Source organism: Simplicispira suum, from assembly GCF_003008595.1.
Lineage (GTDB): Bacteria > Pseudomonadota > Gammaproteobacteria > Burkholderiales > Burkholderiaceae_C > Simplicispira > Simplicispira suum.
Genome location: NZ_CP027669.1, coordinates 714460 through 739743, shown reverse-complemented (window position 1 = coordinate 739743; position 25284 = coordinate 714460). Strand labels below are relative to the sequence as shown.

At 56.2% G+C, this 25284-nt stretch carries 22 protein-coding genes; 15 read left to right on the top strand and 7 right to left on the bottom strand.

Annotated features, from left to right (window positions below):
- Nucleotides 1–42: 42 nt before the first annotated feature.
- The gene (gene kynB / locus C6571_RS03530; protein ID WP_106445466.1) at nucleotides 43–684 is read right to left on the bottom strand and encodes an arylformamidase; all 642 of its coding nucleotides are present in this window, start codon (nucleotides 682–684) and stop codon (nucleotides 43–45) included.
- Nucleotides 685–899: 215 nt separating this feature from the next.
- On the opposite strand from kynB, the gene C6571_RS03525 reads away from it, so the two are divergent.
- Genes C6571_RS03525 through C6571_RS03515 form a run of 3 tightly spaced genes read left to right on the top strand, consistent with a single transcriptional unit; the run spans nucleotide 900 to nucleotide 3338 of the window.
- The gene (locus tag C6571_RS03525) at nucleotides 900–1202 is read left to right on the top strand and encodes a FeoA family protein (RefSeq protein WP_106445465.1); all 303 of its coding nucleotides are present in this window, start codon (nucleotides 900–902) and stop codon (nucleotides 1200–1202) included.
- A 22-nt stretch (nucleotides 1203–1224) separates the two neighbouring features.
- Nucleotides 1225–3105 (top strand): ferrous iron transporter B, encoded by a 1881-nt coding sequence (gene feoB, locus C6571_RS03520; protein WP_106445464.1) that lies wholly within the window; start codon nucleotides 1225–1227, stop codon nucleotides 3103–3105.
- An 8-nt stretch (nucleotides 3106–3113) separates the two neighbouring features.
- Nucleotides 3114–3338 (top strand): hypothetical protein, encoded by a 225-nt coding sequence (locus tag C6571_RS03515; protein ID WP_106445463.1) that lies wholly within the window; start codon nucleotides 3114–3116, stop codon nucleotides 3336–3338.
- A 15-nt stretch (nucleotides 3339–3353) separates the two neighbouring features.
- Here the strand turns inward: C6571_RS03515 and C6571_RS03510 are convergent, their stop codons facing one another.
- From C6571_RS03510 to C6571_RS03480, 6 genes are all read right to left on the bottom strand, one after another.
- Nucleotides 3354–5009 carry a Na/Pi cotransporter family protein gene (locus tag C6571_RS03510; protein WP_106445462.1) on the bottom strand — a complete coding sequence of 552 codons (1656 nt, stop codon included), beginning with the start codon at nucleotides 5007–5009 and terminating at the stop codon, nucleotides 3354–3356.
- A 744-nt stretch (nucleotides 5010–5753) separates the two neighbouring features.
- Nucleotides 5754–6554 carry a tyrosine-protein phosphatase gene (locus C6571_RS03500; protein WP_106445461.1) on the bottom strand — a complete coding sequence of 267 codons (801 nt, stop codon included), beginning with the start codon at nucleotides 6552–6554 and terminating at the stop codon, nucleotides 5754–5756.
- Nucleotides 6551–7768 (bottom strand): hypothetical protein, encoded by a 1218-nt coding sequence (locus C6571_RS03495; protein ID WP_106445460.1) that lies wholly within the window; start codon nucleotides 7766–7768, stop codon nucleotides 6551–6553. Before C6571_RS03495 ends, C6571_RS03500 begins: the two co-directional genes overlap by 4 nt.
- On the bottom strand, nucleotides 7765–9531 hold the full coding sequence (locus tag C6571_RS19455) for a J domain-containing protein (protein WP_146139302.1): 1767 nt from the start codon (nucleotides 9529–9531) through the stop codon (nucleotides 7765–7767). The genes C6571_RS03495 and C6571_RS19455 overlap by 4 nt, the downstream gene beginning before the upstream one ends.
- Before the next feature lie 33 nt (nucleotides 9532–9564).
- Nucleotides 9565–11976 (bottom strand): GumC family protein, encoded by a 2412-nt coding sequence (locus C6571_RS03485; RefSeq protein WP_106445459.1) that lies wholly within the window; start codon nucleotides 11974–11976, stop codon nucleotides 9565–9567.
- 63 nt (nucleotides 11977–12039) lie between these two features.
- Nucleotides 12040–12840 (bottom strand): polysaccharide biosynthesis/export family protein, encoded by an 801-nt coding sequence (locus C6571_RS03480; protein ID WP_170094674.1) that lies wholly within the window; start codon nucleotides 12838–12840, stop codon nucleotides 12040–12042.
- Between the two features lie 178 nt (nucleotides 12841–13018).
- Between C6571_RS03480 and C6571_RS20155 the strand changes: the two genes are divergently transcribed.
- The 12 genes from C6571_RS20155 (at nucleotide 13019) to C6571_RS03425 (ending at nucleotide 25283) form a co-directional block, all read left to right on the top strand.
- A complete protein-coding gene (locus C6571_RS20155) occupies nucleotides 13019–13402 on the top strand; it encodes a hypothetical protein (protein ID WP_276329906.1) in 384 nt (127 codons plus the stop codon).
- Between the two features lie 96 nt (nucleotides 13403–13498).
- Entirely contained in the window at nucleotides 13499–13900 is a 402-nt protein-coding gene (locus tag C6571_RS03470) for a sugar 3,4-ketoisomerase (protein WP_106445457.1), read from the top strand.
- Nucleotides 13897–14361 (top strand): acyltransferase, encoded by a 465-nt coding sequence (locus tag C6571_RS03465; protein WP_106445456.1) that lies wholly within the window; start codon nucleotides 13897–13899, stop codon nucleotides 14359–14361. The genes C6571_RS03470 and C6571_RS03465 overlap by 4 nt, the downstream gene beginning before the upstream one ends.
- Entirely contained in the window at nucleotides 14358–15461 is a 1104-nt protein-coding gene (locus tag C6571_RS03460) for a DegT/DnrJ/EryC1/StrS family aminotransferase (protein WP_106445455.1), read from the top strand. The genes C6571_RS03465 and C6571_RS03460 overlap by 4 nt, the downstream gene beginning before the upstream one ends.
- A 15-nt stretch (nucleotides 15462–15476) precedes the next feature.
- On the top strand, nucleotides 15477–16766 hold the full coding sequence (locus C6571_RS03455; RefSeq protein WP_146139301.1) for a CDP-glycerol glycerophosphotransferase family protein: 1290 nt from the start codon (nucleotides 15477–15479) through the stop codon (nucleotides 16764–16766).
- A 7-nt stretch (nucleotides 16767–16773) separates the two neighbouring features.
- The gene (asnB, locus tag C6571_RS03450) at nucleotides 16774–18300 is read left to right on the top strand and encodes an asparagine synthase (glutamine-hydrolyzing) (protein ID WP_106445453.1); all 1527 of its coding nucleotides are present in this window, start codon (nucleotides 16774–16776) and stop codon (nucleotides 18298–18300) included.
- Complete coding sequence (locus tag C6571_RS03445) at nucleotides 18294–18710, top strand: FAD synthase family protein (RefSeq protein WP_106445452.1); 417 nt, start codon at nucleotides 18294–18296, stop codon at nucleotides 18708–18710. Before asnB ends, C6571_RS03445 begins: the two co-directional genes overlap by 7 nt.
- 46 nt (nucleotides 18711–18756) lie before the next feature.
- Nucleotides 18757–20193 (top strand): lipopolysaccharide biosynthesis protein, encoded by a 1437-nt coding sequence (locus C6571_RS03440; protein ID WP_106445451.1) that lies wholly within the window; start codon nucleotides 18757–18759, stop codon nucleotides 20191–20193.
- A 478-nt stretch (nucleotides 20194–20671) separates the two neighbouring features.
- Nucleotides 20672–21592: a glycosyltransferase gene (locus C6571_RS03435; RefSeq protein ID WP_170094670.1), complete on the top strand. Its 921-nt coding sequence runs from the start codon at nucleotides 20672–20674 to the stop codon at nucleotides 21590–21592.
- A 125-nt stretch (nucleotides 21593–21717) separates the two neighbouring features.
- Nucleotides 21718–22848: a hypothetical protein gene (locus tag C6571_RS19450; RefSeq protein ID WP_146139299.1), complete on the top strand. Its 1131-nt coding sequence runs from the start codon at nucleotides 21718–21720 to the stop codon at nucleotides 22846–22848.
- A gap of 38 nt (nucleotides 22849–22886) precedes the next feature.
- Nucleotides 22887–24230 carry a glycosyltransferase family protein gene (locus C6571_RS19445; protein WP_146139298.1) on the top strand — a complete coding sequence of 448 codons (1344 nt, stop codon included), beginning with the start codon at nucleotides 22887–22889 and terminating at the stop codon, nucleotides 24228–24230.
- Between the two features lie 9 nt (nucleotides 24231–24239).
- Nucleotides 24240–25283, top strand: a complete 1044-nt coding sequence (locus C6571_RS03425) for a polysaccharide biosynthesis protein (protein WP_106445448.1) — start codon at nucleotides 24240–24242, stop codon at nucleotides 25281–25283.
- Nucleotide 25284: the final 1 nt, after the last annotated feature.

The following is a 25284-nucleotide window of genomic DNA, read 5'->3' as shown; positions in this document are numbered from 1 at the left end:
CTTATGTATCAAGCGCTAGAGGCCAAAAACAGTCAAAAAAACTCAATCCAAGGCCCGCAACACCGCCCGCACTGGCGAAGCATCCGCATTCACCAGCCTCAGCGGCAGCGCAATCAACTCGTAGTCGCCCTCGGGCACCTCGTCCAGCACCAGGTTCTCCAGCACCCGCAGGCCCCGGCGGCGGATCACCTGGTGGCTCTCCAGGGTTTTGCTGTCGGCCGGGTCGATGCTGGCAGTGTCGATGCCCACCAGCTGCACGCCCAGGCCGGCCAGGCGCTCAATGGTGTCCGGCGCATAGGCGGCCAGCTGCGCGTCCCACTGCACGGGCGCCTTGGCGTAGGTGCGCACCAGTACGCGCGGCGGCAGGTCGGTCAGCGCATGCGCCAGGTGGCGCCATTCGATCAGCGGGCCGCAGCCGATGGCATGGATCACGCGGCAGCGGCCCAGAAATGGCTCCAGCGCCACGGCGCCAATGGCCGCGCCCGCTGCGTCGTAGTGCAGCGGCGCGTCGGCATGCGCGCCCACATGCGGCGAGAGCGTGATGGCGCTTACGTTCACCGGACAGCCCGGTGTGATCGTGGCGCTCCACTGCTGCTGGTAGGGCGTATCGCCCGGAAACACGGGCGAGTGCGCGCCAACAGGCGGGGAGATATCCCAGAGTTTTCTGTCGCAAGGGCTTGGCATGGCACGAAGTTAGCGCGCTGGCGCCGCCGTGGTGTCGGCTGGACGCAACAATTCACCAAATCTCTGCCCCGAACCGCGCGTACGGCGCTTGCGCCAGCGCAATAACTCCGCGATCGGCTGGCCAATCCATGGACAAATTCTGCCGCGTGTGGCCGGGAACTTTATAAAATGAGAACTATTCTTATTGTCTTTCCGGAAAATCCACCGTGACCCAGATGCCCCCCAACCATGCGGCGACCCGCGCCGCCGTTGAATGCAGCTTGGCAGACCTGTCGCTGCGCGCCGACGCCTGGGTGCACAGCCTGCACATGGACGCCGCACCGGAAGACCGCGAGCTCTTGCTGCGGCTGGTGGAAATCGGCTTCTTGCCGGGGCAACGCGTCAGCGTCGTGGCCCGCGCCACCGGCGGTGGCGATCCACTGGCGGTGCGCGTGGGGCGCAGCACCTTTGCCCTGCGCCGGCGCGAAGCTGCGCTGGTGCGCGTGGGTGCCATGCCGCCCGCACCCGCCGCGCAATGACGGGCTGCCGGTGAGTGCCTCGATGTCGACTTCCGCTGTCCCAACCGGCCTTGCGCCGGACCAGCTGGCCTTGCTGGGCCACCCCAACAGCGGCAAGACCGCGCTGTTCAATCTGCTTACCGGCAGCCGCCAGAAGGTGGCCAATTACGCCGGTGTGACGGTCGATCGCAAAGAAGGCGTGCTGGTCACCCCTTCTGGCAAGCGTTTGCGCGTGCTCGACCTGCCGGGCGCCTACAGCCTCAATGCGCTCAGCGCCGACGAAGCCGTCACGCGCGACGTCGTTACCGGCCAGCGCGCGGGCGAAGCCTCGCCGCACCTGCTGGTGTGCGTGGTCGACGCCACCAAGCTGCAACTGGGCCTGCGCATGGTGCTGGAGACGCGGGCCATGGGCCTGCCCATGGTGCTGGCGCTTAACATGAGCGACGCGGCGCGCCGCGCCGGGATTCACATCGACCGCGAAGCGCTGCAGGCCGAGCTGGGCATGCCGGTGGTGGAAACCGTGGGCATCCAGAAGGGCGGGGCGGCCGAGCTGCTGCGTTTTCTCGATGGCTGGAGCCCGGTCGCCGAACTCAGGCCCCTGCCCTGGCAGCCGCACGGCCTGGAGCAGGTGCTGCAGACGCAGGTCGAGGTGCAGCGCATCCTGCGCCTGGCGGTGCAGGAGCCCGAAGGCCTGCTGCGGCGCGACGACGCGATCGACCGCGTGGTCTTGCACCCGGTGTGGGGTATGGTGCTGCTGGCCGCCACCCTGTTTCTCATGTTCCAGGCGGTGTTCAGCTGGGCCCAGGTGCCCATGGACGCGATCAATGGCGCCGTCGATGGCATCGGCCAGTGGGTGTCGGCGCACATGGCCGAAGGGCCGCTGCGCAGCCTGCTGGTGGACGGCATCATTGCCGGCGTCGGCGGCGTGCTGGTGTTCTTGCCGCAAATCCTGATTCTGTTTTTCTTCATCCTGGCGCTTGAAGACTCCGGCTATCTGCCGCGCGCGGCTTTCCTGCTCGACCGGCTCATGGGCACCGTGGGCCTGTCGGGCCGCTCGTTCATTCCGCTGCTCTCGAGTTTTGCCTGCGCCGTGCCCGGCATCATGGCGACGCGTACCATCACGCACTGGCGCGAGCGCCTGGTCACCATCATGATTGCGCCGCTCATGACCTGCTCGGCGCGCCTGCCGGTGTACGCGCTGCTGATTGCCGCTTTCATCCCCTCAAAAACCGTGGCCGGGCTGTTCAATCTCCAGGGCCTGGTGATGTTTGCGCTGTATGTGGGCGGCATTGCCAGCGCCGTGGGCGTGGCCGCGGTGCTCAAGCTCTGGCGCGGCAAGGTGCGGCCCACGCCACTCATCATGGAACTGCCGGCCTACCGCTGGCCCAGCGCGCGCAGTCTGGCGGTGGGCCTGCTTGAACGCGCCAGGATCTTTCTGCGCCGCGTCGGCGGCATCATTCTTTCGCTCACCGTGCTGCTGTGGTTTCTCTCCACCTACCCCGCGGCGCCTGCAGGGGCGCAAGGGCCAGCCATTGCCTACAGCCTGGTGGGCCGCATGGGTTCGGTGCTGGAGGTGGTTTTTGCGCCCATCGGTTTCACCTGGCAGATTGCCGTGGCCCTGGTGCCCGGCATGGCGGCGCGCGAGGTGGTCGTCAGCTCGCTGGGCACGGTCTATGCGCTCTCGGCCCAGGGCGACGACAGCACCGCCCTGGGCGCGCTGATTGCGCAGCAGTGGTCGCTGGCCACCGCCCTCTCGCTCCTGGTGTGGTTCATTTTTGCGCCGCAGTGCCTCTCCACCCTGGCCACCGTGCGGCGTGAGACCGGTTCGTCGCGCCTGGCCCTGGTCATGATGGTGTATCTCTTTGCGCTGGCGTATGCGGCCAGTTTCCTTACTTATCGAGTCGCGCTTGCGATGGGAGGATAGGTACAGGTATGTGGCAGGAACTTGGCGTTGCAGCCGTCGTTCTGGTGGCTATGGGCTATGCCTTCTGGTACCTGATGCCGGGAGCGCTGCGGCGCCGCCTCGCGGCCATCCGGCCGGAACTGGGCAAGTCGCCATCCTGCGCTTCCTCGTGCAGCAGCTGCGGCGGTTGCGCGCCCAGGTCGGCGGCCGACGGCGACGCCGGCCAACCGATATCCATCGTGCGCCAGCGCTGAGCGCGGCCGGCGCGCTCAGGCGGCGTTGTTGCTGCTGCTGCGCAGCCGGCTGGGCGCCAGCGCGTTGTTCTGCTCCAGGATCGGGTAGGCCACAGAACACAGCAGCGAGTTGATGCGCTTGAAGTCGCTGATCAGGTCGATGTGCAGCGAGCTGGTTTCCATGCTGGCCACCGAGCGGTCTTGCAGGCGCACCAGGTGGGCAGCGGCGTAATCGCGCTCGAGTTCACGAAAGCGCGTTTTTTCTTCCATCAGCCTCTTGGCGTCGCGCACGTTGTCGTTCAGAAACACGCTCATGGCCAGGCGCAGGTTTTCGATCAGGCGTGCGTGCAGGTCGTTGATTTCTTCCATGCCGGCTTCAGAGAACTTCAGCCCGCGCTTGATCTTCTTGTCCTCGATGTCGATCAGGATGCGCTCAATGATGTCGCCCACCTGCTCCATGTTGATGGTGAAGCCGATGATGTCCGTCCAGCGCCGTCCTTCTTTTTCATCCAGCGCCTCGCGCGAAATCTTCGTCATGTAGTACTTGATGTCCGAGTACAGGCTGTCGACCGTGTCGTCGAGTTTGCGCAGGTCTTGCGACAGCTTCAGGTCGGCGGTGCGGATCACGGTATGGATGCCTTGCAGCATGGTCTCCACCACATCGGCCTGGTGCAACGCCTCGCGCGCGGCGCATGAGATCGCGAGCGAAGGTGTGGCCAGGGCCGAGTTGTCCAGGTGGCGCGGGCGTGTGTCGGTCGGGTTGGCTTGCTCGCGCGGCAAGAGCCGCTCGACCAGCGTCGCAATGGGTTTGGTAAACGCAATGCAGGCCATCGCCATCACCGCGTTGAAAGCCAGGTGGAACAACACCACCAGCGTGGCATCGTCAGGTACATAGGGGCGCACGTAGCGCAGCCACGGCCCCACCAGCGGCGCCATGATGATGACGCCCAATATCTTGAACAGCAGATTGCCCAGCGGCACCTGGCGCGTTTCCACACTCGAACGCATGGTGGTAATCACCGCCAGCAGGCCGCTGCCCAGGTTGGCTCCCACCACCAGACCCAGGCCCACGGCCGCAGGCACACCGCCCGAGCCCACCAGCGTCGCAGTGAGCAGCACCGTGGCCAGGCTGGAGTACGACACGATGGAAAGAATGGCGCCGGTCGTTATCTCCAGCATCAGGTCGCTGGTGAGCGCGCCCAGCAAGGTGCGAACCGCCTCGGATTGGGTCAGCTCGCGCGCGGCTTCGTTGATCAGGCGCAGCGCCAGCAGCATCAGCCCCAGGCCGATGAGCACCCGGCCGATGCGCCCGGCCGTAGTGTCCTGGCGCGAGACATACAGCACCACGCCCACAAAAATGAACAGCGGCGAGAGCCACGAAAGGTCCAGCGAGAACAGCACCGCCATGATGCTGGTGCCCAGGTCGGCCCCGAGCATCACCGCCAGCGCAGCCGACAGCCCCATCAAACCCTGGCCCACAAACGACGAAACAATCAACGCGGTGGCGGTGCTCGATTGCACCAGCGCCGTGACACCCATGCCCGACATGGCCGCGGTGAACGGCGTGCGCACACTGTGGGCAATCATTTGCCGCAGGCTGGCCCCAAACACGCGCAGGATGCCCGTGCGCACCAGTTGGGTGCCCCATACAAGCAAGGCCACGGCGGCCAAAAGGTTCAAAAGATGTTTCATCGGCGAACCGGACACTATACGCCGGAACGCAAAATTCATAGCAGGGGTTGCTGGCTAGGTGTACTTGTGGGGCTGCGATTTTTCTGGGAATTTGCCCAGGGGACGTTGCCCTCCGTGCCGGGATTGGGGTCGGAGCACGAGTTTCGCTTTGCGAAATCGTGATCCGACCCCAATCCCTGCGCACCGCTGAATCCGTCCCCAATGCCCCCCCGGACAGTTTCCCGTTTTGAGGCCGAGCGCAGCGATAGGCCCGTGTGGCTGTTGGGTTTTCCGTTGTCCAAAGCCCTTTTGGCCGTGCCGAGAAGCGCAGCGGCGGACGGATCAGGGCGCGCGTCTGTTTGAGCGCGCAGCGCGAGTTCAGCGAGACCCCGCCCGGCGCGAGCATCGCAGGTTGCCACGTGCGCAGCACGGGGTCACGGACAGCAGGGTCGCCTTTCTTTTGGCGTCTTTTCTTTGGCGACGCAAAGAAAAGATGCTCGCCCGCCGGGGCGAGACCCGGCTCCCGCCCTTTGCGATTGGGCCGGAATGGGTAAGCGATGGGGAGTCGGCGATCAGGGCCTGGGATCGGGGTCCGGATCGGGGGATTGAGATCCGGGATTGGGGTCGGAGCACGAGTTTCGCTTTGCGAAATCGTGATCCGACCCCAATGCCTGCGCCGCGCCGCAATGCCTGCGCCGCGCCCCAATGCCTGCGCCGCGCCCCAATGCCTGCGCCGCGCCCAATGCGCGCGCAGGCGCTTCTCCCTCACCGGCCAAACAAGCGCCGATACCACGGCTTGCTGGCGGACCTGGCCTTGCCGTTGACCAGGCCGGGCACTGCAGGCACTGCGCCGGGATCCAGGTTGTCGAGCACGGCCTGCGGGCGGCCCAGCACCATGCGGCGTGCTTCGTCCTTGCCCATGCACTCCACCAGCCGCGCCACGGCATCGTCCATGCGCGGGTTGCGGGCCTTGGTGTTGTGTGCGTCGCTGGCCACCACGGCCACCAGGCCATCGTCCAGGAAGCGGTCGCTCCAGTAGCGCGCGCGCTTGCCAAAGCGCCCGGTGATTGCGCCCGCCGTGATCTGCATCCACGCGCCGCGCTCGGCCAGGCGCACGAAGGTGTCGTAATGGTCTTCAATCCAGGTCAGGCGCTCGGGGTGGGTCACCAGCGGCACGAAGCCCGCCGCCATGATCTGAAACACCGACTCTTCAAAATGCGGCGGCGCGACGTGGTGCGAGGGCTCGAGCAGAAAGTAGCGCGAGTTGTGCAGCGTGGGCACGCGCCCGCTCTGCAGGCCTTCGAGCAATTCGGGCACCAGATGCGCGTCGGCCCCGCGTGTGAGCTTGAGCGCAATGCCATTGGCATCGAGCTCGGCCTGCAGCTTCACGATGTGCCCGGCAATGCCCGCGCTGTCGTTCATGTACAGGCCGGGGTAAATATGCGGCGTGCACGCCATGATGGTGGTGCCCGCGTCGACGGCCTGCCGCGCCATCTCCAGTGACATTTCCAGCGAGCGCGCGCCGTCGTCAATGCCGGGCAGAAGGTGGGAATGCAGGTCGATCATTGAACAGACTCGGCCGCGCGTTGGCGCAGCTCGAAGTCGTCAAAATACATCACTCCGGCCATTCCTGCTCGCGCCTCCCAATTGGCCATGGCTTCGAGTTGCAGGCGGGCCGCGCCTTCGCACGCGGCCGGCATGTCGAACTCCAGGTCAAACGACTGCCATTGCTTCTGCGTTTCCACCAGCGCTTCGGTCTGCGCAAAACGCTCCCCGCCGGCTGCGCAGCGCAGCGCCCACACCAGACCTTCGCGGGTACGCAGGCGGTCGCTCATGTAGCGCCCGGTGAAGCGGTAGTGGCTGCCCAGCAGCACCAGCGGCTGGCTCGCCACGGGCTGGGGCAGGGCGCCGCGGCCGGTCATTTCCACCTGCAGCATGCTGCCCGCACGGGGCGCTGCGGACACCTGTGCCAGCTGCACGCCCACCTTGCCGGCGCGCTGCTGCGGCCAGGACCAGTCAAAACCGCGTTGGCTGGCCCGGCGGTCAAAACCGGGGTTGTACAAACCGTCCTGCACCTGGCCCAGTACCGCCACCCACAGGGCATAGGCATCGAGCCAGTAGCCGGCCTTTTTAAGCCGCTCCACCTGGCCCAGGGCGGTAGGCAGGCGCACCACGCCCAGCTTCCAGCCCTCATTCACAAAAGGCTGGAGCAGCTCCACGGGCACCTGCGCGCCCAGCGAGGCCAGCGTCGGGTCAAGCCAGCGCGACTGCGCCGTCAGTTGCGCGCGCACCGCATCTTGCGTGCTGGGCTCCAGCATCAAGGCCACCAGGGGCGCACGCGCGCTGGTTTCGCCGCGCTCCACCAGCAACGTCAGCGCTTTGGCCGCAGCTTCGTAATTTTCTGCCTGCATGCTGGCATTGGCCTGCAGCGTCAGCGCACGGTTGTTGTGCGGAGCCAGTTGCTGCAGCCACGGCAGCAGCGGCGCCACAAGGCTGTCGTCCTGCGCGGCCAGGTTTTGCGTCAGCCCGAGGTAGGCAAAGCCGTCGCCAATGTTGCGCTCCAGGTGCTGCACCTGCTGCGTGGGCGTCGTGGTTTCCAGGTTGCCCGAGGCGTAGTCGCTGCAGCCTTGCTCAAACGGCCATTCGGCCAGCCAGCAGCCGCGCTCAATCTGCTTTGGCCAGGCCCAGACCCATAGGGCAACAAAAAGCGCCAGCCACAGCCCGATCCAGGCGGCACGCGCCAGGCCTTTGCCCGCAGTCATTCCTTTGTCTGCGGTCATTCGGTCTCTACCAGCTCCAGCCGCGACATGGCCGTGCCTTCGGGCATGCCAACAAAATTGGCTGCAAGGCGGTATCGCACGGTGGTGGTTGCTGCGGTTTGCGGGTTGCTGGCGGTCACCAGCACGGTGCCGCGCAGCTCCAGGGCGCTCGGGCGCGGCAGTTCAGACAGGGCCACCGAAGTCACTTTCAGACGCGGGTATTCGCGCCCCAGGCGCAAGCCCGGCGCGAGCAAATTGCCCTTCACGTCCATCTTGCGCAGCAGGTCTTGGGCCCGCTGGGCATCTTGCGGGCGCTCCAGGGTGGCCATCAGATCGCGCAGGTACTGGGTGGCGCCTGGAACGTCCACGCTCCATTGCGGCGCTTGCACTGCGGCGGGTGCAGTGGCTTGCCTTGCGGCTGGCTCCGCGTGCACTGGGGCCGGCGCAGGCGCAGGCGCTGGTGTCGGTGTTGGTGCAGGTGCGGGTGCAGGTGCGGGTGCAGGTGCAGGTGTTGGTGTTGGTGTCGGCGCAGGGACGGCTGCCGCCACGGGCAGGGGCGGGGCCGCTGCGGGCAGGGCGCGCGCTGGCACGGGCCAGGGCTCGGCAGAACCCGGCGCAGGCGCAGCCGTGCCCTGGCCTGCGCGGGCCGCCGCAGTCGCGGGCGCTGTTGAAGTGGCGGTGGTTGCCTTGGGCTGTGCCTGTGCCACCGTCACAAAGTCCGGCGCGGGGCTGGGCGAGAAGTTCGATGAGGGGCGGGATGGCGCTGCCATGGCCGGCTGGTCGTCCGCAACCGGGTCCGCCACGCTGCCGGCCAGACGGGTGCCTGCGTTGGCAGTGTCGGCTGTGTCGCGCTTGCGGGCGTTGGGGCGGGCCGCTTCGGTCGACACCTGCCGGGCAGCAGGCCAGGCGGTGGGTGTTTCGCGCGAGAGTTGCAGGGCGGCGCTGTCGTCGGCGTCCTGGCTTGCTGCCGCCAGGCTCTGTCGTGCGTTGCTTGTTGTCGCTGCGCCAAGCTGAGCAGGTCGGGTGCGTTCTGCGGCCTGCTGCGTGGCAGGGCGGGCCGTCTCTGGCTTGGCCGGCGCGCCCGAGGGGGTGCCCGAAGGCGCCCGCGCCACCACCAGCATGGCGCCGCCCGGCGTGTCGTTGGCCGCCCAGGCCAGCAGCGCCACCACCAACACGCCCACGCCCGCAGCCGTCAACAACAACCGCGCCTGTACAGGGTAGCGCGCCCACAGCGCGCTCCAGCCTTCGCGCACGCCAAGCCGCCCCTTGGGTGCCGCCCAGTGTGCCTCGGCTTTGCGCACAAGCGGCGCTCCTGCGGCTGCAGCCACCGGCGGCGCGGTGCGCCAGCGCGGCCAGGCGTCGTTTTCCAGCTCCTGGTCGTAGCGCTCGCGCAGCGCCGGGTCGGCCAGCACCTTCTGGGCGCGGTTCACCAGGCCGGCGGCGTTGGCGGGCAGGCCTTCCACCCCCATGTCGGGGTGGGTCAATCGAATCAGCGCGCGGTAGCGCGTGCGCAGCAGCTCGGCATCCACCGGGCCCTGCTGCAGGCCAAAAATCTGGTAATGGTTGTTCTCGGGCGCAAAGCAGGCGCGCTGGATAAACATCACCGCGGCGGCTTTGATCTGCTGCGCCTGCTCTTGCAGTTCTTCGGGCACGCGCCCCAGCGCCCACAGCGCCAGGGTGTCTATCTGCGCATGCAGCTCGGCGGGCTCGCGCAAACGCAGGGCGTAGCGCCCCGGCGTGCGGCCGAAGTCCAGCAGAACCCGTGCCAGTGCGTTTTTGGGCATGCGCGTCGCCTCAAGCCTTCGCCTGCATGGGCCTCACGTCGCCGTCAGCGAAGGCTCGGTGCGCGCGCCCGGGCCTGCGCCAGCCGCTGTGGGCCCGTCCTTGGGCGAATCCACGCCGTAACCGTAGTAGTTGTCGTAGGTGTAGTAGGCGGTGTTCTGCGCCGTGGTCTTGGTCAGCACCACGCCGCAAGGCACCACGCCCGCCATGCGCAGGCGCCGGAAGGCGTCCTTGATGTGGCTCTTGCGCGTCTGGCTGGCCTGCGCCACAAACAGCACCGAATGCACCTGGTTGCCCAGCACAATGGCGTCGGCCAGGCCCAGCACCGGCGGTCCGTCAAAAATGATGTACTGCGCGCCGCGCACTTCCAGCAAATCCATCAGCTCGCCCAGGCGCGCGCCGGTCAGCAAGTCCACCGGGCTGGGCGGAATCGGCCCGGCGGTAATCACCATCAGGTTGTCGATGGCGCTCATGCGCGTAATTTCGCCCGGCTTGCCGTGCCCCGAGAGGTAGTTCGACAAGCCCGCCGTGTTGGGCAGGTTCAAATACTTGTGCACCGTGGGGTTGCGCATGTCGGCGTCGATCAGCACCACCTTGGAGCCCATCTGCGCAAAGTTGATGGCCAGCGCCAGCGCCGTGGTCGACTTGCCCTCGCTCTTGGTGGTGCTGGTCAGCACCAGGCGGCGCGGCGCGCCGTCGGCGGTAGAGAACTGCAGCGCCGTGCGCACCGAGCGGTAGGCCTCGGCCATCTGCCCGCGCGGGTCTTCATGCACCAGCATCGCCAGGCTGCCCGAGCCCATTTTCTTGTCCCTGATCTTGGGAATCACGCCCAGCAGCGGCACCTGCAAGAACTTTTCTACCTCGTCGGCAAACTTGATCGAATCGTCCATCGACTCCATCAAGAACACAATGCCCAGCCCCAGCACAATGCCCGCCAGCAAGCCAATGGCGGCGTTCAGCGCCAGGCGCGGCTTGTAAGGGAACAGCGGCACTTCGGCCTTGTCCACCACTTGAATGTTGTTGGCCTCGACCCCGCCAGCCACGCCCACTTCCTTCACCTGCTGCAGCAAGCCGTTGTACAGCTCGCGGTTGGTGTCCACCTCGCGCTTGAGCAAGTTGAAGTCCACGCTGCGGTCTTGGGCCGACATGATTTCGGCGCGCGTCTGCTGCAGGCGGGTGCGAATCAGGTTCTCTTGCCTTTTGGCGGTTTGTGCCTGGTTGCGCACCGATGCCAGAATGCTCTGCACCTCGGCCTGGATCTTGCCCTGCAGCTCGTCCATTTGCGCGCGCAACTGCTTCATCCGGGGGAAATCTTCCTTGAAAACCTTGGCGGCCTCCTGGTAGGTTTGGTCCAGCTTGCTCAGCTGGTCCTTGTAGTTTTGAATGGTTACGCTCTCCAGCACCTGGCGCGCGGTGTTCGGCGCCGTCTTGATGGCCTCGTAGTCCGATTCGGTCTTGATCACCTCCTGCTCGGCCTTGGTGAGCGCCGTGGAATACTCGGTGAAGGTCTGGTTCAGCACGTTGGTCTTTTCGTCCAGCGTGAGAATGTTTTTGCTGCGCGCGTATTCGTTGAGCTTGCGCTCCGACTCTTCGAGCCGCGCCTTGGTCAGGCCCAGCTGCGTTTCCAAAAAGGTCTTGGCGTAGGACGACGAATCCATGCGCCGCTCCAGGTTCAGCGCAATGAAGGTGTCGGTCACGCTGTTGGCAATGCGCGCGGCCAGCTGCGGGCTGGCGTTTTCAACCTGAATGCGCAGCATGCGTGAATTGCGCACCTGCTCCACCTTCACCGTGCTTTGGAAAGCGTTGATCACGCCTTCGCGGTTCAGCCGCTCCACGCTGTTGGACGACGGCTCGCGAATCTTGCCGTAGCTGTCTTTGATGCGGTCCATCAGGTTGCCGGCCATCGCCTTCCAGCCGGTGGCCTCGGCGGCGTCTGCCTCGCCGTCGGCCAAAGCGGGCGCATCGCCTTCGGCTGCCGGCGCCGTGGGCATGGGCAGGCCCTGGCGGTCCAGCCGCAGTTCGTCGATCACCCGCTCGGCCAGCACCCGGCTCTTGAGCAGTTCCACCTGCGTGCCCAGCGCCGTGCGGTCGTCCATGTCTTGCGTGGCATCGGCGTCCTGCCCAAACTGCACCACGCGTGCGGCGCGCTTGTCCACCTGCACCGAGGTGGTGGCCAGGTACAGCGGCGTCTTGATAAAGCTCAGCAGCACGGCCACCAGCAGGCCGGCGATGGCGACAGACAGCAGCAGCCCCTTGTGCTTGACCACCATGCGCCAGAGGTCGCGCAAATCGAGCACGTCGTCGTCATCGTCCGGCGTGGCCGCCTGGGCGGGCATGGGCATGCCGAGCGCGTGGTTGCCGCGCAGCTGCAGCGCATGGGAAGGCGCGGGGCCGCGGTGGGCGGCGGGCAGGTGTTCAGGCTCTGGCGTGTTGGGGTCTTGGGTCATGGCGCGCAAAAAATAGCATCGGGGCGGCGTGCCACCCCAGGGCGCCCGCACAGCGGGCGAGCTTCATTGGGGGGTTGCGACGTTGCGGTAGCTCTGAGCAAACGGGTTGAGCGTATCGATGATGTCGCGGAACAAAGAGTCGCGCAGCGTCACCCGCGCATCGTTGCGGTTGACCACCACCACGTCGTCGTTCTGCAGCATGGGGTCGGGCGCTTCGCCCTTGCGGATCTTGAGCACGTCGTACTTTTGTGAAACGCTCTGGCCGTCGGGCGTTACGCGAAACAGCATCACGTTTTCCATGTCGGCCAGCTGGCCACCGCCGCCCGCCATGGCCAGCGCACGTAGCAAGGTGATCTGCCCGGTCAGCGGGTACACGCCCGGTTTGGTCAGCGCGCCGTCGAGCGTAATGCGCTGCGTGGTGAACTCTTTCACAAAAATGGACACCTGCGGATCCTGCAGAAAATTCTTGCTGCTGTACTGCAGTGCAATCAAGGCTTCGGCGTCGGATGGGGTCAGGCCCGCAACGCTCAGCGTGCCAATCAGCGGCATGGCAATTTGCCCGCTGGTGTTCACCCGCACCGTGCGCTTGAGCTCGCTGACACCAAACACCTCAATCTCCAACAAGTCGCTGGGCGTGATCTTGTAGTCAGAATCCAGCGCGCTCGGCACCGCGCCTGCCTCTTGCAGCTTGCGCGCCGGCGCATCCAGGCCGGGTACCACCTTGCCCGGCTGCGGTGCCGAGGTTTCGGTGCGCATGGCCACGCCTTCTTGCGCTGCTGCGGGCCAGGCCATCAGCGCCAAGGCCAGCGCAAGCGCCATGGGGAAGGTGACAAGCGAACGCGAAAGCAGAAGGAAATGGTGCATGTAGATCAAGTTCTCGTCATCAGGCGCGAAAAGGGCAGGGACGCAAGTATAAGTCCGCAGTACGATCGCAGGCTTACAAAATGACACGAAGCGGGCGGGGAATCGGGCAGCAAGGCGTTGTAAGTCTTGCCTCCTAGAATGCGCCACCGCTTGGTCGCGGGCAGCCAGCATCGCTGCGATGAATTGGGCCTTCTTTTTTTTCTTATATGAACCTTTCGCAAGCGAACATCGCCATCATTGGGTGGGGTACGTGGGGCTGCCACTGGCGGTTGAATTTGGTAAACGGCGCCCCGTGCTTGGCTTCGACATCAACACCACCCGCATTGCCGAACTGCAATCGGGCCGCGACATCACGCTGGAAGTGGAGGCGCAAGACCAGGCAACTGCCAGCCAACTGCGGTTCGGAAGTGTGCGTGTCAGCGTGGAGCGAGCGAACAGCTTCGAGTTCAATGGCGACTTCTTTGCGGGTCAACTCCGAACGCAGCGCCCATGGCGACAGGCAGCACCAATCCAATTATCAAACGTCAGGAAACGACCAAGGGCAGCACCGCGAAGCAACTGACGCCATCAACCATTTGTATACACAGATCGGTTGTCTAAGTAACACATCGCTTCTTTGCGAGATCTCCTCCCTCAATCTTTTATCAGGATCCGCCGCGTGTCACTCATCCAATGGACCCACTTCCCCCCTCTGGGTGACGACCGAGGCTCGCTGGTCGCCCTGGAAAGCGGAAAAACTGTGCCCTTTGCCATCCAGCGGGTTTACTACCTGTTTGGCACCAAGCTGGGCATAGGCCGCGGCTTTCACGCGCACCAAAAATTGCAGCAAGTAGCCGTATGCGTGACCGGCCGCTGCCGCATGGTGCTAGATGATGGCCACCAGCGCGAAGAAGTGTGGCTGGACTCCCCCACCGAAGGGCTGTTGATTGGCAATATGGTATGGCGAGAAATGCATGATTTTAGCCCCGATTGCGTGCTGCTGGTGCTGGCCAGCGAGCATTATGATGAAGCAGATTATATTCGAAATTACAATCAATTTTTGCAACTGGTGAATAAATGACAGTATTTATTCACCCATTGGCAGATGCAAAATCCATCAAAATTGGAGCCAATACCCGCATCTGGCAATACGCAGTGGTTTTTGTCGATGCCCGCATAGGTGAAAATTGCAATATTTGCGCCCATGCACTGATTGAATCTGACGTAATTATCGGAGATAACGTCACCGTAAAATCTGGTGTTTATATTTGGAATGGTACGCGCATTGAAGACAATGTCTTTTTAGGCCCCAATGCCACGCTCACCAATGACCCAATGCCGCGCTCCAGAAAATATCCAGAAAAATTTTCTGGCATCACCCTGAAAAATGGGTGCAGCATTGGTGCCGGCGCAACTATTCTCCCCGGCATCACTATCGGCGAAAATGCTATGGTTGGCGCAGGCGCAGTCGTTACCAAAGATGTTCCGGCCAATGCGGTAGTGGTTGGAAATCCGGCAAAAATCATTCGCTATATGAAATGACCCCCTTCCTCGACCTTAAATCCATCAACGCTCAATATCGCAGCGAGCTGATCGAAGCCTGCACACGCGTGATCGATTCCGGATGGTATATCGGCGGCAACGAACTCACCCAGTTTGAGCAAAAGTTTGCCGCTTACTGCGGCACAACGCATTGCATCGGCGTGGCCAATGGTCTGGATGCGCTCATCCTCACCCTGCGCGCCTGGCTGGAACTTGGCCGCTTGCAGCCAGGCGATGAAATCATCGTGCCCGCCAACACCTACATCGCCAGCATTCTTGCCATCAGCGCCAATGGCCTCACGCCGGTGCTAGCGGAGCCGGATGCGGCCAGTTTTAACCTCAGCCCCGCCAACGCCCGCGCCGCCATCACCGCTAGAACCCGCGCCATCCTGCCCGTGCACCTATATGGCCAGTTGGCCGACATGCCCGCCATCATGGCGCTGGCGCGTGAACATGGCCTGCTGGTGCTGGAAGACGCCGCCCAGGCCCACGGTGCATCCATAAGCGGCAAGCGCGCCGGCAGTTGGGGCGACGCCGCAGGCTTTAGCTTCTACCCCGGCAAAAACCTGGGCGCGCTGGGCGACGCTGGTGCCATCACCACGCACGACGACCAATTGGCGCAAACCCTCCGCGCCCTGCGCAACTACGGCAGCCACGAAAAGTACAAAAACCTGTTCAAAGGCATAAACAGCCGCCTGGACGAAATCCAGGCCGCCATGCTGTGCGTCAAACTATCAAAACTAGAGCTGGAGACGCAACACCGACGAGCGTTAGCGGCCATTTATCTGCAAAACATTCATCACCCTGGTGTGCAACTGCCTCAGGTGGCCAGCAGCGTGCAGCATGTGTGGCACCTGTTCGTCATCCGTACACAGCAGCGCGCCGCCCTGCAACAGCACCTGGCCACACAAGGCATCCAAACCCTCATCCACTACCCCATCCCGCCGCACCAGCAGCAGGCGTACCAGGAATGGAGCGGGCGTAGCTACCCGCTGACGGAGGCCATGCACCGAGAGGTGCTGAGTCTGCCCATGGGGCCCACGCTCAGCGAAGAGGCCGCGCTGCGGGCTGCTGCTGCTGTGAATGGATTTAATGCGTAAGAGGGCGTAAATACCGTGCTGACACTAATCAAAAAACACCTACCGCAGCCCATCAAACGAGCCCTTGCCCCTGCCTACCAACGCACCATCGCGCAGTGGCAAAAACGGCGTTTGTTTTTGCGCATGCAAAAAAAGCATCAAGCGCTGTTGGCACAAATCAAAGGCAAAGAGCGCATTCGGGTGGTTTTTCTCGTTATCCATAAAAGCGTGTGGAAGGTTGATCCGGTTTTTCAAAAAATGCTGGCCGACCCGTTTTTTGATCCCATTATTCTGGTCTGTCCCTATACCGCTTACGGCGATGAACGGATGCGACAGGACATGCAGGAATGCCTTGCGTATTTTAATGCAAAAGGGTACCCGACATATTCCGCCTACAACGACACCGAGAAACGCTGGATCAAGTTGGATGAGTTGACACCAGATATTGTGTTTTTTACAAACCCCCATGATTTGACGCTCGATGAATATTATAAAAATGCGCATTTTAATTATCTAGGTTGTTATGTGCCCTATGCGCATGATGTTTCAAGATATGAAAATTATGTCGGTCAATATAATCAAATATTTCACAATTCAATGTGGAAAATCTTTGCGCCTCACGATGAGGACTTAGAGATATATCGCATGTATTCGCAGAGCAAAGGGCGAAATGTCATAGTAACTGGATATCCAAGCTGCGAAGCATTTTTCGAAATCAAGAAGAAATCTTCTTGGAAATCACAAGAGAATAACAGAATAAAAGTAATATGGGCGCCTCATCATACAATCGATGATCCAGTGTTGCCATATTCTAATTTTCTGAAATTAGCAAATTTTTTTCAAATGTTGTCATTTGATCTGAAAGACAAAGTTCAGTTTGCCTTTAAGCCACATCCAATCCTAAAATCAAAATTGTTCATTCACCCTGATTGGGGTGTTGAAAAAACTATTCAGTATTATGAATATTGGGAAAAAACTGCAAATACGCAGTTGGAAGAAGGAGATTATGTCAATCTGTTTCAGTGGTCCGATTGCATGATTCATGATTCCGGTTCGTTTTTGGCGGAATATCACTATGTAAAGAAGCCGGTTTTTTTTATTGCCACTGAAAATGTAGAGAGTTATCTAAATCCATTTGGCATGGCTGCTCTAAGCAGTTGCGTTATTGGAAGTAGTGAAGAAGAGATACGTTGCTTTTTGGAAAAAATGATAAAAAATGAGGCTCGGCCAAACTTGAAGTTCTTCAATTCAAAATTAGCCCCTTATTTTATTGATGGTCAGCCATCTGACTTGATAGTTGCAGATATTAAAAAAAGTATCAATTAGGATCATTATGTGCGGGCTTATATTTCAAAAGAATAACGTCGAGAATATTGATAGAGTGGCATTTCAGGGTCACCTAGAAAAGATTAAATGGCGGGGACCCGATGTCCAGAAAGTAACCGTTTTTAATGGCGGAAAGGTCGCGCTCGGTCACTGTCGTCTATCAATATTGGATCTTCACTCAAGGTCAGATCAGCCGATGTCGTCTGAATGTGGCCAATTCCACATTTTACTAAATGGTGAAATATATAATCATAACTCTTTGAGAGACGAGCTGAATCTGACATGTAAAACTGAATCGGATACAGAGACGCTTTTGAATGGTTACATAAAGGTTGGCAATAAAATCTTCAGCATGCTTGACGGTATGTTCGCAGTTGTTATTTATGACTCGTTTAACGATAGCTGGATTGCTGCAAGAGATGCTTTTGGTATAAAACCACTATTTATATTTAAAGATGACGTGCAAGCTATTATCTCATCAGAAGCAGCTGCAATTGCGCGGATTGTAGATGCAGCACCTTCAAAAGAAGCAATCGCCGAATGGAGAATTATACGGCGACCTTTGCCTGGTTACTCTTTCTTTGAAGGAATTGAGGAGATTCTTCCAGGAACATTTTTGAGCTCTAATGGCGTGGTAGAAAGACATTGGCATTGGCTGCCGTGCACAGAGCAATTTGATCAAAATAAATTTGAATCTCTTTTGAAGGAGTCAATTGAAGCACACGAACTTAGTGATGTGAAAATTGTTTCGCTACTAAGTGGTGGATTGGATAGTGCGCTCATCGCAAAATTATCCAAAATAAATACTTGCTACACTATAGGATTGCCATCGAATAATGAATTTGAAGGGGCGGAGGAAACTGCCAGCAGCATTTCTAAAGAATTAAGGATAATTGAACTGACGGAAGCAGACCTCAGAGAGAATTGGCGTCAACTAATTAAGCTGCGTGGGGAGCCACTTTGTGTTCCTAATGAAGGACTAATCTATCATGTATGTAAAATGATGCTTTCTGACGAGAAAGTGGTTCTAACGGGTGAAGGAGCAGATGAATTACTGTTTGGGTACGACGAAATTTTCAGATGGTGTCTAAAGCAATCTGAAATTAATGAAATAGAATTTTTGCTAGAGTACGGTTATTCTAATGTGGTCAACTCTGAACGTCTGATAAACTTCGTGAGCGAACTGAAAAAAAATAAATCTCCCGTAGAGTTTCTAGAAGATTTTTTCTATCAAGTACACCTTCCTGGATTATTGCGAAGAATGGACCTTGCTTCGATGGCCGCTTCGAAGGAGGCAAGAGTACCTTTTATTAATAAGAAACTAATTGCTTATCTTTACAGGCAGCCGGCCGAGACGAAAATAAATAGTATCGAATCCAAAATTCCCATAAGAAGATTGGCCGAAAAGCTTGAATTGAAAGGCGCGCTTGGACGAACAAAAATAGGTTTTAGTGCAAAATTGAATATGAAACATTCAAGAAAACAAGACTATGAGGAATTCAGAAAAACCGTAATGGAGTCATTAGGATGGTGATTGGATATACTACAGGAGTTTTTGACTTGTTTCATGTTGGGCATATCAATCTTCTAAGAAACGCTAAATCAATGTGCGACAGATTAATCGTGAGTGTAACTGTCGACGAGCTGGTTGCGTATAAAAATAAGAAATCCGTAATTCCATTTGAGGAAAGAATAGAAATTGTGAGGTCTTGCCGGTATGTAGATCTTGCTGTGCCGCAAATGACGATGGACAAGCTAGATGCATTAGATCGTTATAAATTTGATGTGATGTTTGTCGGAGATGATTGGTATAAAACAGATAAATGGAAAGAATTCGATAAGGAATTTTTGGCTAGAGGAGTTCGAATTGTCTATTTCCCATATACAACATCCACATCTTCGACATTAATTAACGAGACGTTAAAAAGATTGCGCGAAGTTTAATCGATGGTCGTCAGGATAGAAAAGCAAGCCATATTTTGTGACTTTCATGCCCTTAAAGCACCAAGCCCTCCGCGCGTTCGGTTGGAGTCTGTCCGATAAACTCATCAACCAGTTGGGCTATCTGGCAGTAACAGTCTATCTTGCGCGCTTGATCGGACCGGACAGCTTTGGTTTTATCGGCATGCTTACCATTTTTATGCTGCTAGCCGATAGTGTGGTCAGCGGAGGCTTTTTAAGTGCATTGGTACAGCGTAGCGGGCAAGTAACCGAAGACGATGCCTGCACAGTTTTTTGGGTCAACTTCGGTTGGGGGGGGGCGATGTATGCCGTGCTATACGTTGCGGCACCCTGGATTGCCCAGTTTTATCGCCAACCTCAACTTACTGCTATTGCGCGGGTGCTGTTTTTGGTGGTCATAATTAACACCTTTACCGTGGTAGTGCGTGCCAAGCTGACGATCGCCTTGGATTTCAAGAGTCAGGCCATTGCCAACACCATTGCCACACTTCTCAGCAGTGCGCTAGCGGTCTTAATGGCCCAACGCGGCTACGGCTATTGGGCGCTGGTGTGGTTGATGGTCAGCAAGTCGCTGCTGGCGTCTGCTGGAATATGGTGGTTTTGCCGCTGGCTGCCGAAGTGGCGCTTTAGCCGCGCATCATTTGCTGCATTGTTTGGCTTTGGCTCCAAGCTCATGTTGGCCGGCTTTGTCGCTACCATCGTCAACAATCTTTATGTGGCGCTCATTGGCCGGTTCTACAACGCAACGCAAGTCGGCTTCTACACCCAGGCTACCAACTTGAGCAATTATCTGTACCAGTTCATCGCATCCAGCTTGCAGGGTGTGACGTACCCGATCATGACGTCAATAAAAGAAGATCGAGAGCGTTTGGTCAGCATCTACAAGCAGCTCATCTCTCTCACCATGCTGATCTGCCTCCCAATGCTGATCGGTTTTTCTGCTGTGGCAGCGGATTTTATCTCCATATTTTTAGGTACTGAATGGCAACCTGCCGTGCCAGTACTCGTCGCGCTGTGTGTAGCGCGTACCGTAACGCCTATCAGCGCGATCAACATGAACATTCTTAACGCGATGGGGCGATCTGACATTTTTCTCAAGATCGATCTTATGAAGCTTCCCGTCACTCTGAGCGCGCTGTACTTTGCGATACCCTACGGTATCGAAGGCATTGCATGGGCGTCCGTTGTGACTTCGTTTATTGCATTTTTCATTAACGCGTATTACCCGGGAAAAATGTTTGGTTTTGGCGGGCTTGAACAGATACGTATCGCAATACCCTACATTGTGGCGACAGTCATCATGTATAGCGTGTTAAGCCTCTTGCCGCAGATGCCAAGTATTGTGGCACTTGCAGGAAAGATTTTCGTTGGTGTCATGATCTACGGCGCGGTACTATGGATGTTAGGTGATGCGTGGTCGAAGAAGTTTGGAGCACTCCTTCGCGAAAGATTTGCTGGACTTTAAATATCGATGACCTTTGGGAGTACCGCATATTGGATCTAGTACTGAAATTCCGCGGCTTGCTGCCTCTGCGTCTGCTTCTAAACCCGATGTTGGCCATAGGATGTATTCGAGCCACCCGATAGACAGAAATGTCTTGATCTTTGACCGTACCAAGGCCAAACTTGGCGTGAGGCAGTGGGGCTGTTTTCCTGGTGAAGGTAGCGTTTCTACGGATATAAGTGTTCCCCATACAAACTCCATATTGCTGCGCGATAACACTTGAGCGTTGAAGCAAGGACGAGTACGGCAGAAATTACGTGCGATTCACGTGCGCGGCATACTTAGAATAAAAATGATGAAATGTAAAATTATTATGACTATTTTTATAGAGTTTTCGCTTCTTGATTTAGATCGATTGGCTGATAATTTCAATCAAACCTTCCTTACGAATTACCTGTCGACGGTATGCAAGCAAAAATTGAAATAATTGGAGTATTGTGTGATTGAATCCGATCTGCCTTTGGTTACATTTGTACTGCTTACGTACAACCAAGAGGACTATATACGCGAAGCAGTGCAAGCAGCTGTTTGCCAAGAATTTTCCTCCATCGAAATTATATTGTCTGACGATTGTTCTACTGATGGCACGTTTGACATAATGAGAGAGTTTGTAAAGTCCTATAACGGACCTCATAAAATTATACTTAATAGAACTAGAAAAAATTTAGGAATATGCGGACATCTAAATAGCATTTTAAAAATCGCTCAAGGTGAGATTATTATTAATGCTGCAGGGGATGACATCTCCCTCCCTAATAGAACAAAACTTTTGTATGAGCGATTCTTAGCTGATGGCGAAAAGACGGTAGCAGTTTTTTCGAATGCTGAAGTTGTTAACTTCCAAGGCGATAGGCAGCGCAGATTTTTCCGTGTACCTCCAAAATACTCTAAAAATATTGATGAGTTTATGGTAAATAGAAATTGTTGGGCCTTGGGATGTACATTCGCCTTTCGAAAAAATATATTCGATAAATATGGTGCATTAGATTCCTCTGTGTTTCAGGAGGACGGTCTTTTAGCATTCAGATCGCTGTTGGAGGGTGAATTAGGCTATGTAGATGAACTACTTGTTAAATACAGAATACATGATTCGAATGTTTCGAATATTGAGAACCCAAAAAAACTATTGATTTTACAAAGAAATGTACATCGGATGAATAAGATCTGGCTCGATGAAGCAATAAAGTTCAAAGGAGAAAATAGAAGACTAGTTAGTATTCTAAGACGTGAATACATTTATTCACGAATTAAGGGTGCTCTTTTCAGTATTCCCCTTATTGGGTATACATATAACTATGCGTTGCTTGGACTTGTGAAAGTTGTCAGAGTCGCTCGCAACCTCGCGTCCAATGAGTTATGAACGCGGTTACACGAATCGTAGTCTACTGGTATTTCGGTGTAATATTTCTCGCAATATGTGGGACTCATAATATACCATTCGAAAAACTGGCATATGGAATTGGTTTCTCGCTAATAATATTGATAGTGTACATTGCCGGTTCTTATGCGCCAAGTCGCAGAGTCGCTAGTTTAGACGAATTAAAAAAAATAATTAATTGGAGACTTTTTTATTCGCTTGCATTTCTATCGGTCTTTGGAAGCTATTACCTGACGTTTTTCTATACTGGGAAGGGCCTTGGTGCGATATTGCAAACCTTGAGATCATTTGAGTCAAATTACAATTCGTATCAATCCTACAATGCCGAGAGCGGATTGACATCCTTTTCTGTTAATCAGATTCCCGCATTTTCTTTGCTAATTTTTTGCAAATTTTGGCTTGTATATTCATTTTTGGAATTGATCGCCAAGGGTAGGAAGTTTAATTTTAATGCGGTAGCGGTCCTAGTGCTCTCTTCTTTCTCTAACGTCTACCAATCTATAGGTCGCGGCACGAGTATAGAAATATTTGAGGTTTGCTTCTTATTGTGGTTTAGCGTTGCCGCCAGGAATATTCGAGCACCACGCGCTAAACGAAAAAGTAATAAAGCGCTTATGGTCCTGTTGGGTCTGATTGGCCTAGCCGCTTTCGATTACAATATATCTGCGCGTTTTCAATTCTCTGGGGAACTAATTTGTCACACGAGGCAGATGTGTTTTAATGCAAACTCGGCAATTGGTGATGTGTCCGATTTTGCTGCAGCCTTTCTATACAGGCTTAATGGATACTTCACATTTGGAATATTTTTCGTATCTAATTTTTTTGAGCAATTTATAGATCCACAGAGCACCTTGAGTATCTTGGATTATATACTTCCAGTTAACTTTTTATTTCACAATGCCACGAAGTACAGTATATGCAATAATGTTATAGATTGCGGTGTAAATTGGATGCCGGACGCTATAACGTACATTGAGGTGTTGGGATTTCCATTGTTATTAGTTGTCGTCTTTGCAGTGGGGCGGTTAGTTGTACTATTTTCCATTCATTCGGCGAAAAATTATTCATTTGTCGAACTGGCAATTTGTTATTATTTAGTTATCTTGATGGCTTCCCTGCCAGTAGGAAATTTTGTATTTTCTTCTTACGCTAGCATGGCGTGCGTATTGATTTTAATGGCCCTATTATTTGCAAAATATGGACTACCTCGTTTTTCTTTTAGAAGGCGTAATAATTGAATCGCCCGTAGAAACCGAACTGGGAGCAGGGTTTGTCGATGAGTAATTCTCAGGAAGAAATTATGGTTAAACGCAAGCGGATTTTGATCATAAGTCATAATTCCCTTTCCCTTCATTCTAATAACGGGAAGACGCTAACCTCTATATTCGATAGTTGGGGCCCAAACGAGGTTGCCCAATTGTATTTTCAAGATGAGGTGCCAGAGTCGAGGCGGTTTAAGAATTTTTTCCGTGTGCGTGATTTAGATATTATCCAGACCATCTTGTTGTTTTCTCGATCGCGAGCATGCGGTCATGTTGTCGAATCACTGGAGAGCGTAAAAGATCATTACTCTGAGGCATCGACAGTGAAGATTGTCGTCGTAAATTTATTGCGACGAACTAATGCTGTTAAACTCTTGCTGAGAGATGTGATTTATAGAACGAAAATTTGGCGCTCAGATGCATTGCTTAAATGGATTCAGAGTTTCGCTCCTGACTCCATTTTCTTTGTTGGCGGTAATTCAATATTTTCCTTTGTGATTTCCAACGAGATCGCTAAGACGTTTCTAGTTCCGATGGATATTTACATTACTGATGACTACGTACTGAATGTTCGACCGCGAGGAATTCTTTCAAAATTTCTACATGCCCGATTACTGCGAATTTATCATTCTTCTTTTGCTCTGGCCCGCCATGTCTTTGTAATTGGGGAGGAAATGGGGGCCGAGTTCGGAAAAGTTTTTGGAAGGGAATTTGTTCCCATAATGAACTCTGTGCAATTTCCTTTCGATTTTCCTTTTCGTGATATTAGTATTCGTGGATGTGATCATCTTGATGTGGTTTACGCAGGCGGTTTGCATTTGGGACGCGATAGATCGCTACTCGAGTTTGGTGAGTTGCTGCTTAGCGTCTCAAAAATATCGGCTGTAAGAATTCGCCTGACGGTTTACTCTATGCAAGAACCTAGTAAAAGATTATTGCGCGAATTTGGAAAATTTGATATTGTCTTTGGCGGATCACTGAATTCTGATGAGCTCAAAATGCGCCTAATTAAGGCGGATTTTGCTCTTCACGTGGAAAGTTTTGAAAGGCGCTACGCTCAGCTGACGAAGCTTTCTATTTCTACAAAGCTGCCCGAGTATTTTGCGGCTGGTGTCTGTTTGATTGCATTTGGTCCTGCGGACCTCGCCTCTATTCGAATGGTAATAGATAACAATATTGGGGTAGCGTTAACGGAGGTTGATAGTTTTGAAAAGAAAATTGAAAAACTACGAGTCATTGTTGAATCACCCGAGATAAAAAGTCAGTTGGCACGTAGCGGGTTTGAATTCGCGAAGAATAAATTTGATGCTGAGGTTAACAGAGAGAAAATGGAAGTCTTATTAAACAATTGGGAATGAGAAGAAAATATGTTTGTGAAGCATAAATTATTAATCACGGGCGGCACCGGCTCCTTCGGCAACGCCGTCCTAAAACGCCTTTTAGAGTCCGACATAGCTGAGATCCGCATCTTCAGCCGCGACGAAAAGAAGCAGGACGACATGCGCAAGCGCTACAACAGCGCCAAGCTGAAGTTCTACATTGGTGATGTTCGAGATGCACGCAGCGTGCAGCAGGCCATGCGCGGCGTCGACTATGTGTTCCACGCAGCAGCCTTGAAGCAGGTGCCGTCCTGCGAATTCCACCCCATGCAGGCGGTGCGCACCAATGTTCTCGGTACAGAGAACGTGCTGGAGGCCGCCATTGCGGAGGGTGTGAAACGGGTGGTGTGCCTCAGCACCGACAAGGCCGTCTACCCCATCAACGCCATGGGCATCAGCAAGGCAATGATGGAAAAAGTGATGGTCGCGGCCAGCCGCAACCTGGAAGGCACGGGCACGGTAATTTGCGGCACCCGTTATGGCAATGTGATGGCGTCGCGTGGCTCGGTGATTCCGCTGTTTGTCGAGCAGGTGTTTGCTGGCAAGCCTATTACCGTAACCGACCCGGCCATGACGCGCTTCATGATGACGCTGGCCGATGCAGTGGACTTGGTTTTGTATGCCTTTGAACATGGCAATAACGGCGATATTTTTGTGCAGAAGGCACCCGCAGCTACGGTGGAGACACTTGCGAAGGCGGTGCTCAACGTCATGGGCAAGTCTGGCCATCCTGTGCAGGTAATGGGCACCCGCCATGGCGAAAAACTGTACGAAGCCTTGCTAAGCCGAGAAGAAATGGCTTGCGCCGAAGATATGGGCGACTATTTCCGTGTGCCACCCGATGGGCGGGATTTGAATTACGCGAAATTCGTTGATGAGGGCCAGGCCGCGCTTACGCGGAGTGCCCATGGGGAGGAATACAACTCGCACAACACCACCCGGCTCGATGTCGAAGGCATGAAGGCGTTGTTGCTCAAGCTCGACTTCATGCAGCGCATCGCCCGTGGCGAGCGTGTGGCGGCAGAGGATTGAG

What these genes read in the sequence shown, in the direction of transcription:
- C6571_RS03425 (WP_106445448.1), top strand. Translation starts at nt 24,240, where the DNA reads ATGTTTGTGAAGCATAAATTATTAATCACGGGCGGCACCGGCTCCTTC.
- C6571_RS19445 (WP_146139298.1), top strand. Translation starts at nt 22,887, where the DNA reads ATGAGTAATTCTCAGGAAGAAATTATGGTTAAACGCAAGCGGATTTTG.
- C6571_RS03465 (WP_106445456.1), top strand. Translation starts at nt 13,897, where the DNA reads ATGACAGTATTTATTCACCCATTGGCAGATGCAAAATCCATCAAAATT.
- C6571_RS03445 (WP_106445452.1), top strand. Translation starts at nt 18,294, where the DNA reads ATGGTGATTGGATATACTACAGGAGTTTTTGACTTGTTTCATGTTGGG.
- C6571_RS03480 (WP_170094674.1), bottom strand. Translation starts at nt 12,840, where the DNA reads ATGCACCATTTCCTTCTGCTTTCGCGTTCGCTTGTCACCTTCCCCATG.
- C6571_RS03485 (WP_106445459.1), bottom strand. Translation starts at nt 11,976, where the DNA reads ATGACCCAAGACCCCAACACGCCAGAGCCTGAACACCTGCCCGCCGCC.
- asnB (WP_106445453.1), top strand. Translation starts at nt 16,774, where the DNA reads ATGTGCGGGCTTATATTTCAAAAGAATAACGTCGAGAATATTGATAGA.
- kynB (WP_106445466.1), bottom strand. Translation starts at nt 684, where the DNA reads ATGCCAAGCCCTTGCGACAGAAAACTCTGGGATATCTCCCCGCCTGTT.
- C6571_RS03495 (WP_106445460.1), bottom strand. Translation starts at nt 7,768, where the DNA reads ATGACCGCAGACAAAGGAATGACTGCGGGCAAAGGCCTGGCGCGTGCC.
- C6571_RS03460 (WP_106445455.1), top strand. Translation starts at nt 14,358, where the DNA reads ATGACCCCCTTCCTCGACCTTAAATCCATCAACGCTCAATATCGCAGC.
- C6571_RS03515 (WP_106445463.1), top strand. Translation starts at nt 3,114, where the DNA reads ATGTGGCAGGAACTTGGCGTTGCAGCCGTCGTTCTGGTGGCTATGGGC.
- C6571_RS03525 (WP_106445465.1), top strand. Translation starts at nt 900, where the DNA reads ATGCCCCCCAACCATGCGGCGACCCGCGCCGCCGTTGAATGCAGCTTG.
- C6571_RS19455 (WP_146139302.1), bottom strand. Translation starts at nt 9,531, where the DNA reads ATGCCCAAAAACGCACTGGCACGGGTTCTGCTGGACTTCGGCCGCACG.
- C6571_RS03440 (WP_106445451.1), top strand. Translation starts at nt 18,757, where the DNA reads ATGCCCTTAAAGCACCAAGCCCTCCGCGCGTTCGGTTGGAGTCTGTCC.
- feoB (WP_106445464.1), top strand. Translation starts at nt 1,225, where the DNA reads ATGTCGACTTCCGCTGTCCCAACCGGCCTTGCGCCGGACCAGCTGGCC.
- C6571_RS20155 (WP_276329906.1), top strand. Translation starts at nt 13,019, where the DNA reads ATGAATTGGGCCTTCTTTTTTTTCTTATATGAACCTTTCGCAAGCGAA.
- C6571_RS03500 (WP_106445461.1), bottom strand. Translation starts at nt 6,554, where the DNA reads ATGATCGACCTGCATTCCCACCTTCTGCCCGGCATTGACGACGGCGCG.
- C6571_RS03510 (WP_106445462.1), bottom strand. Translation starts at nt 5,009, where the DNA reads ATGAAACATCTTTTGAACCTTTTGGCCGCCGTGGCCTTGCTTGTATGG.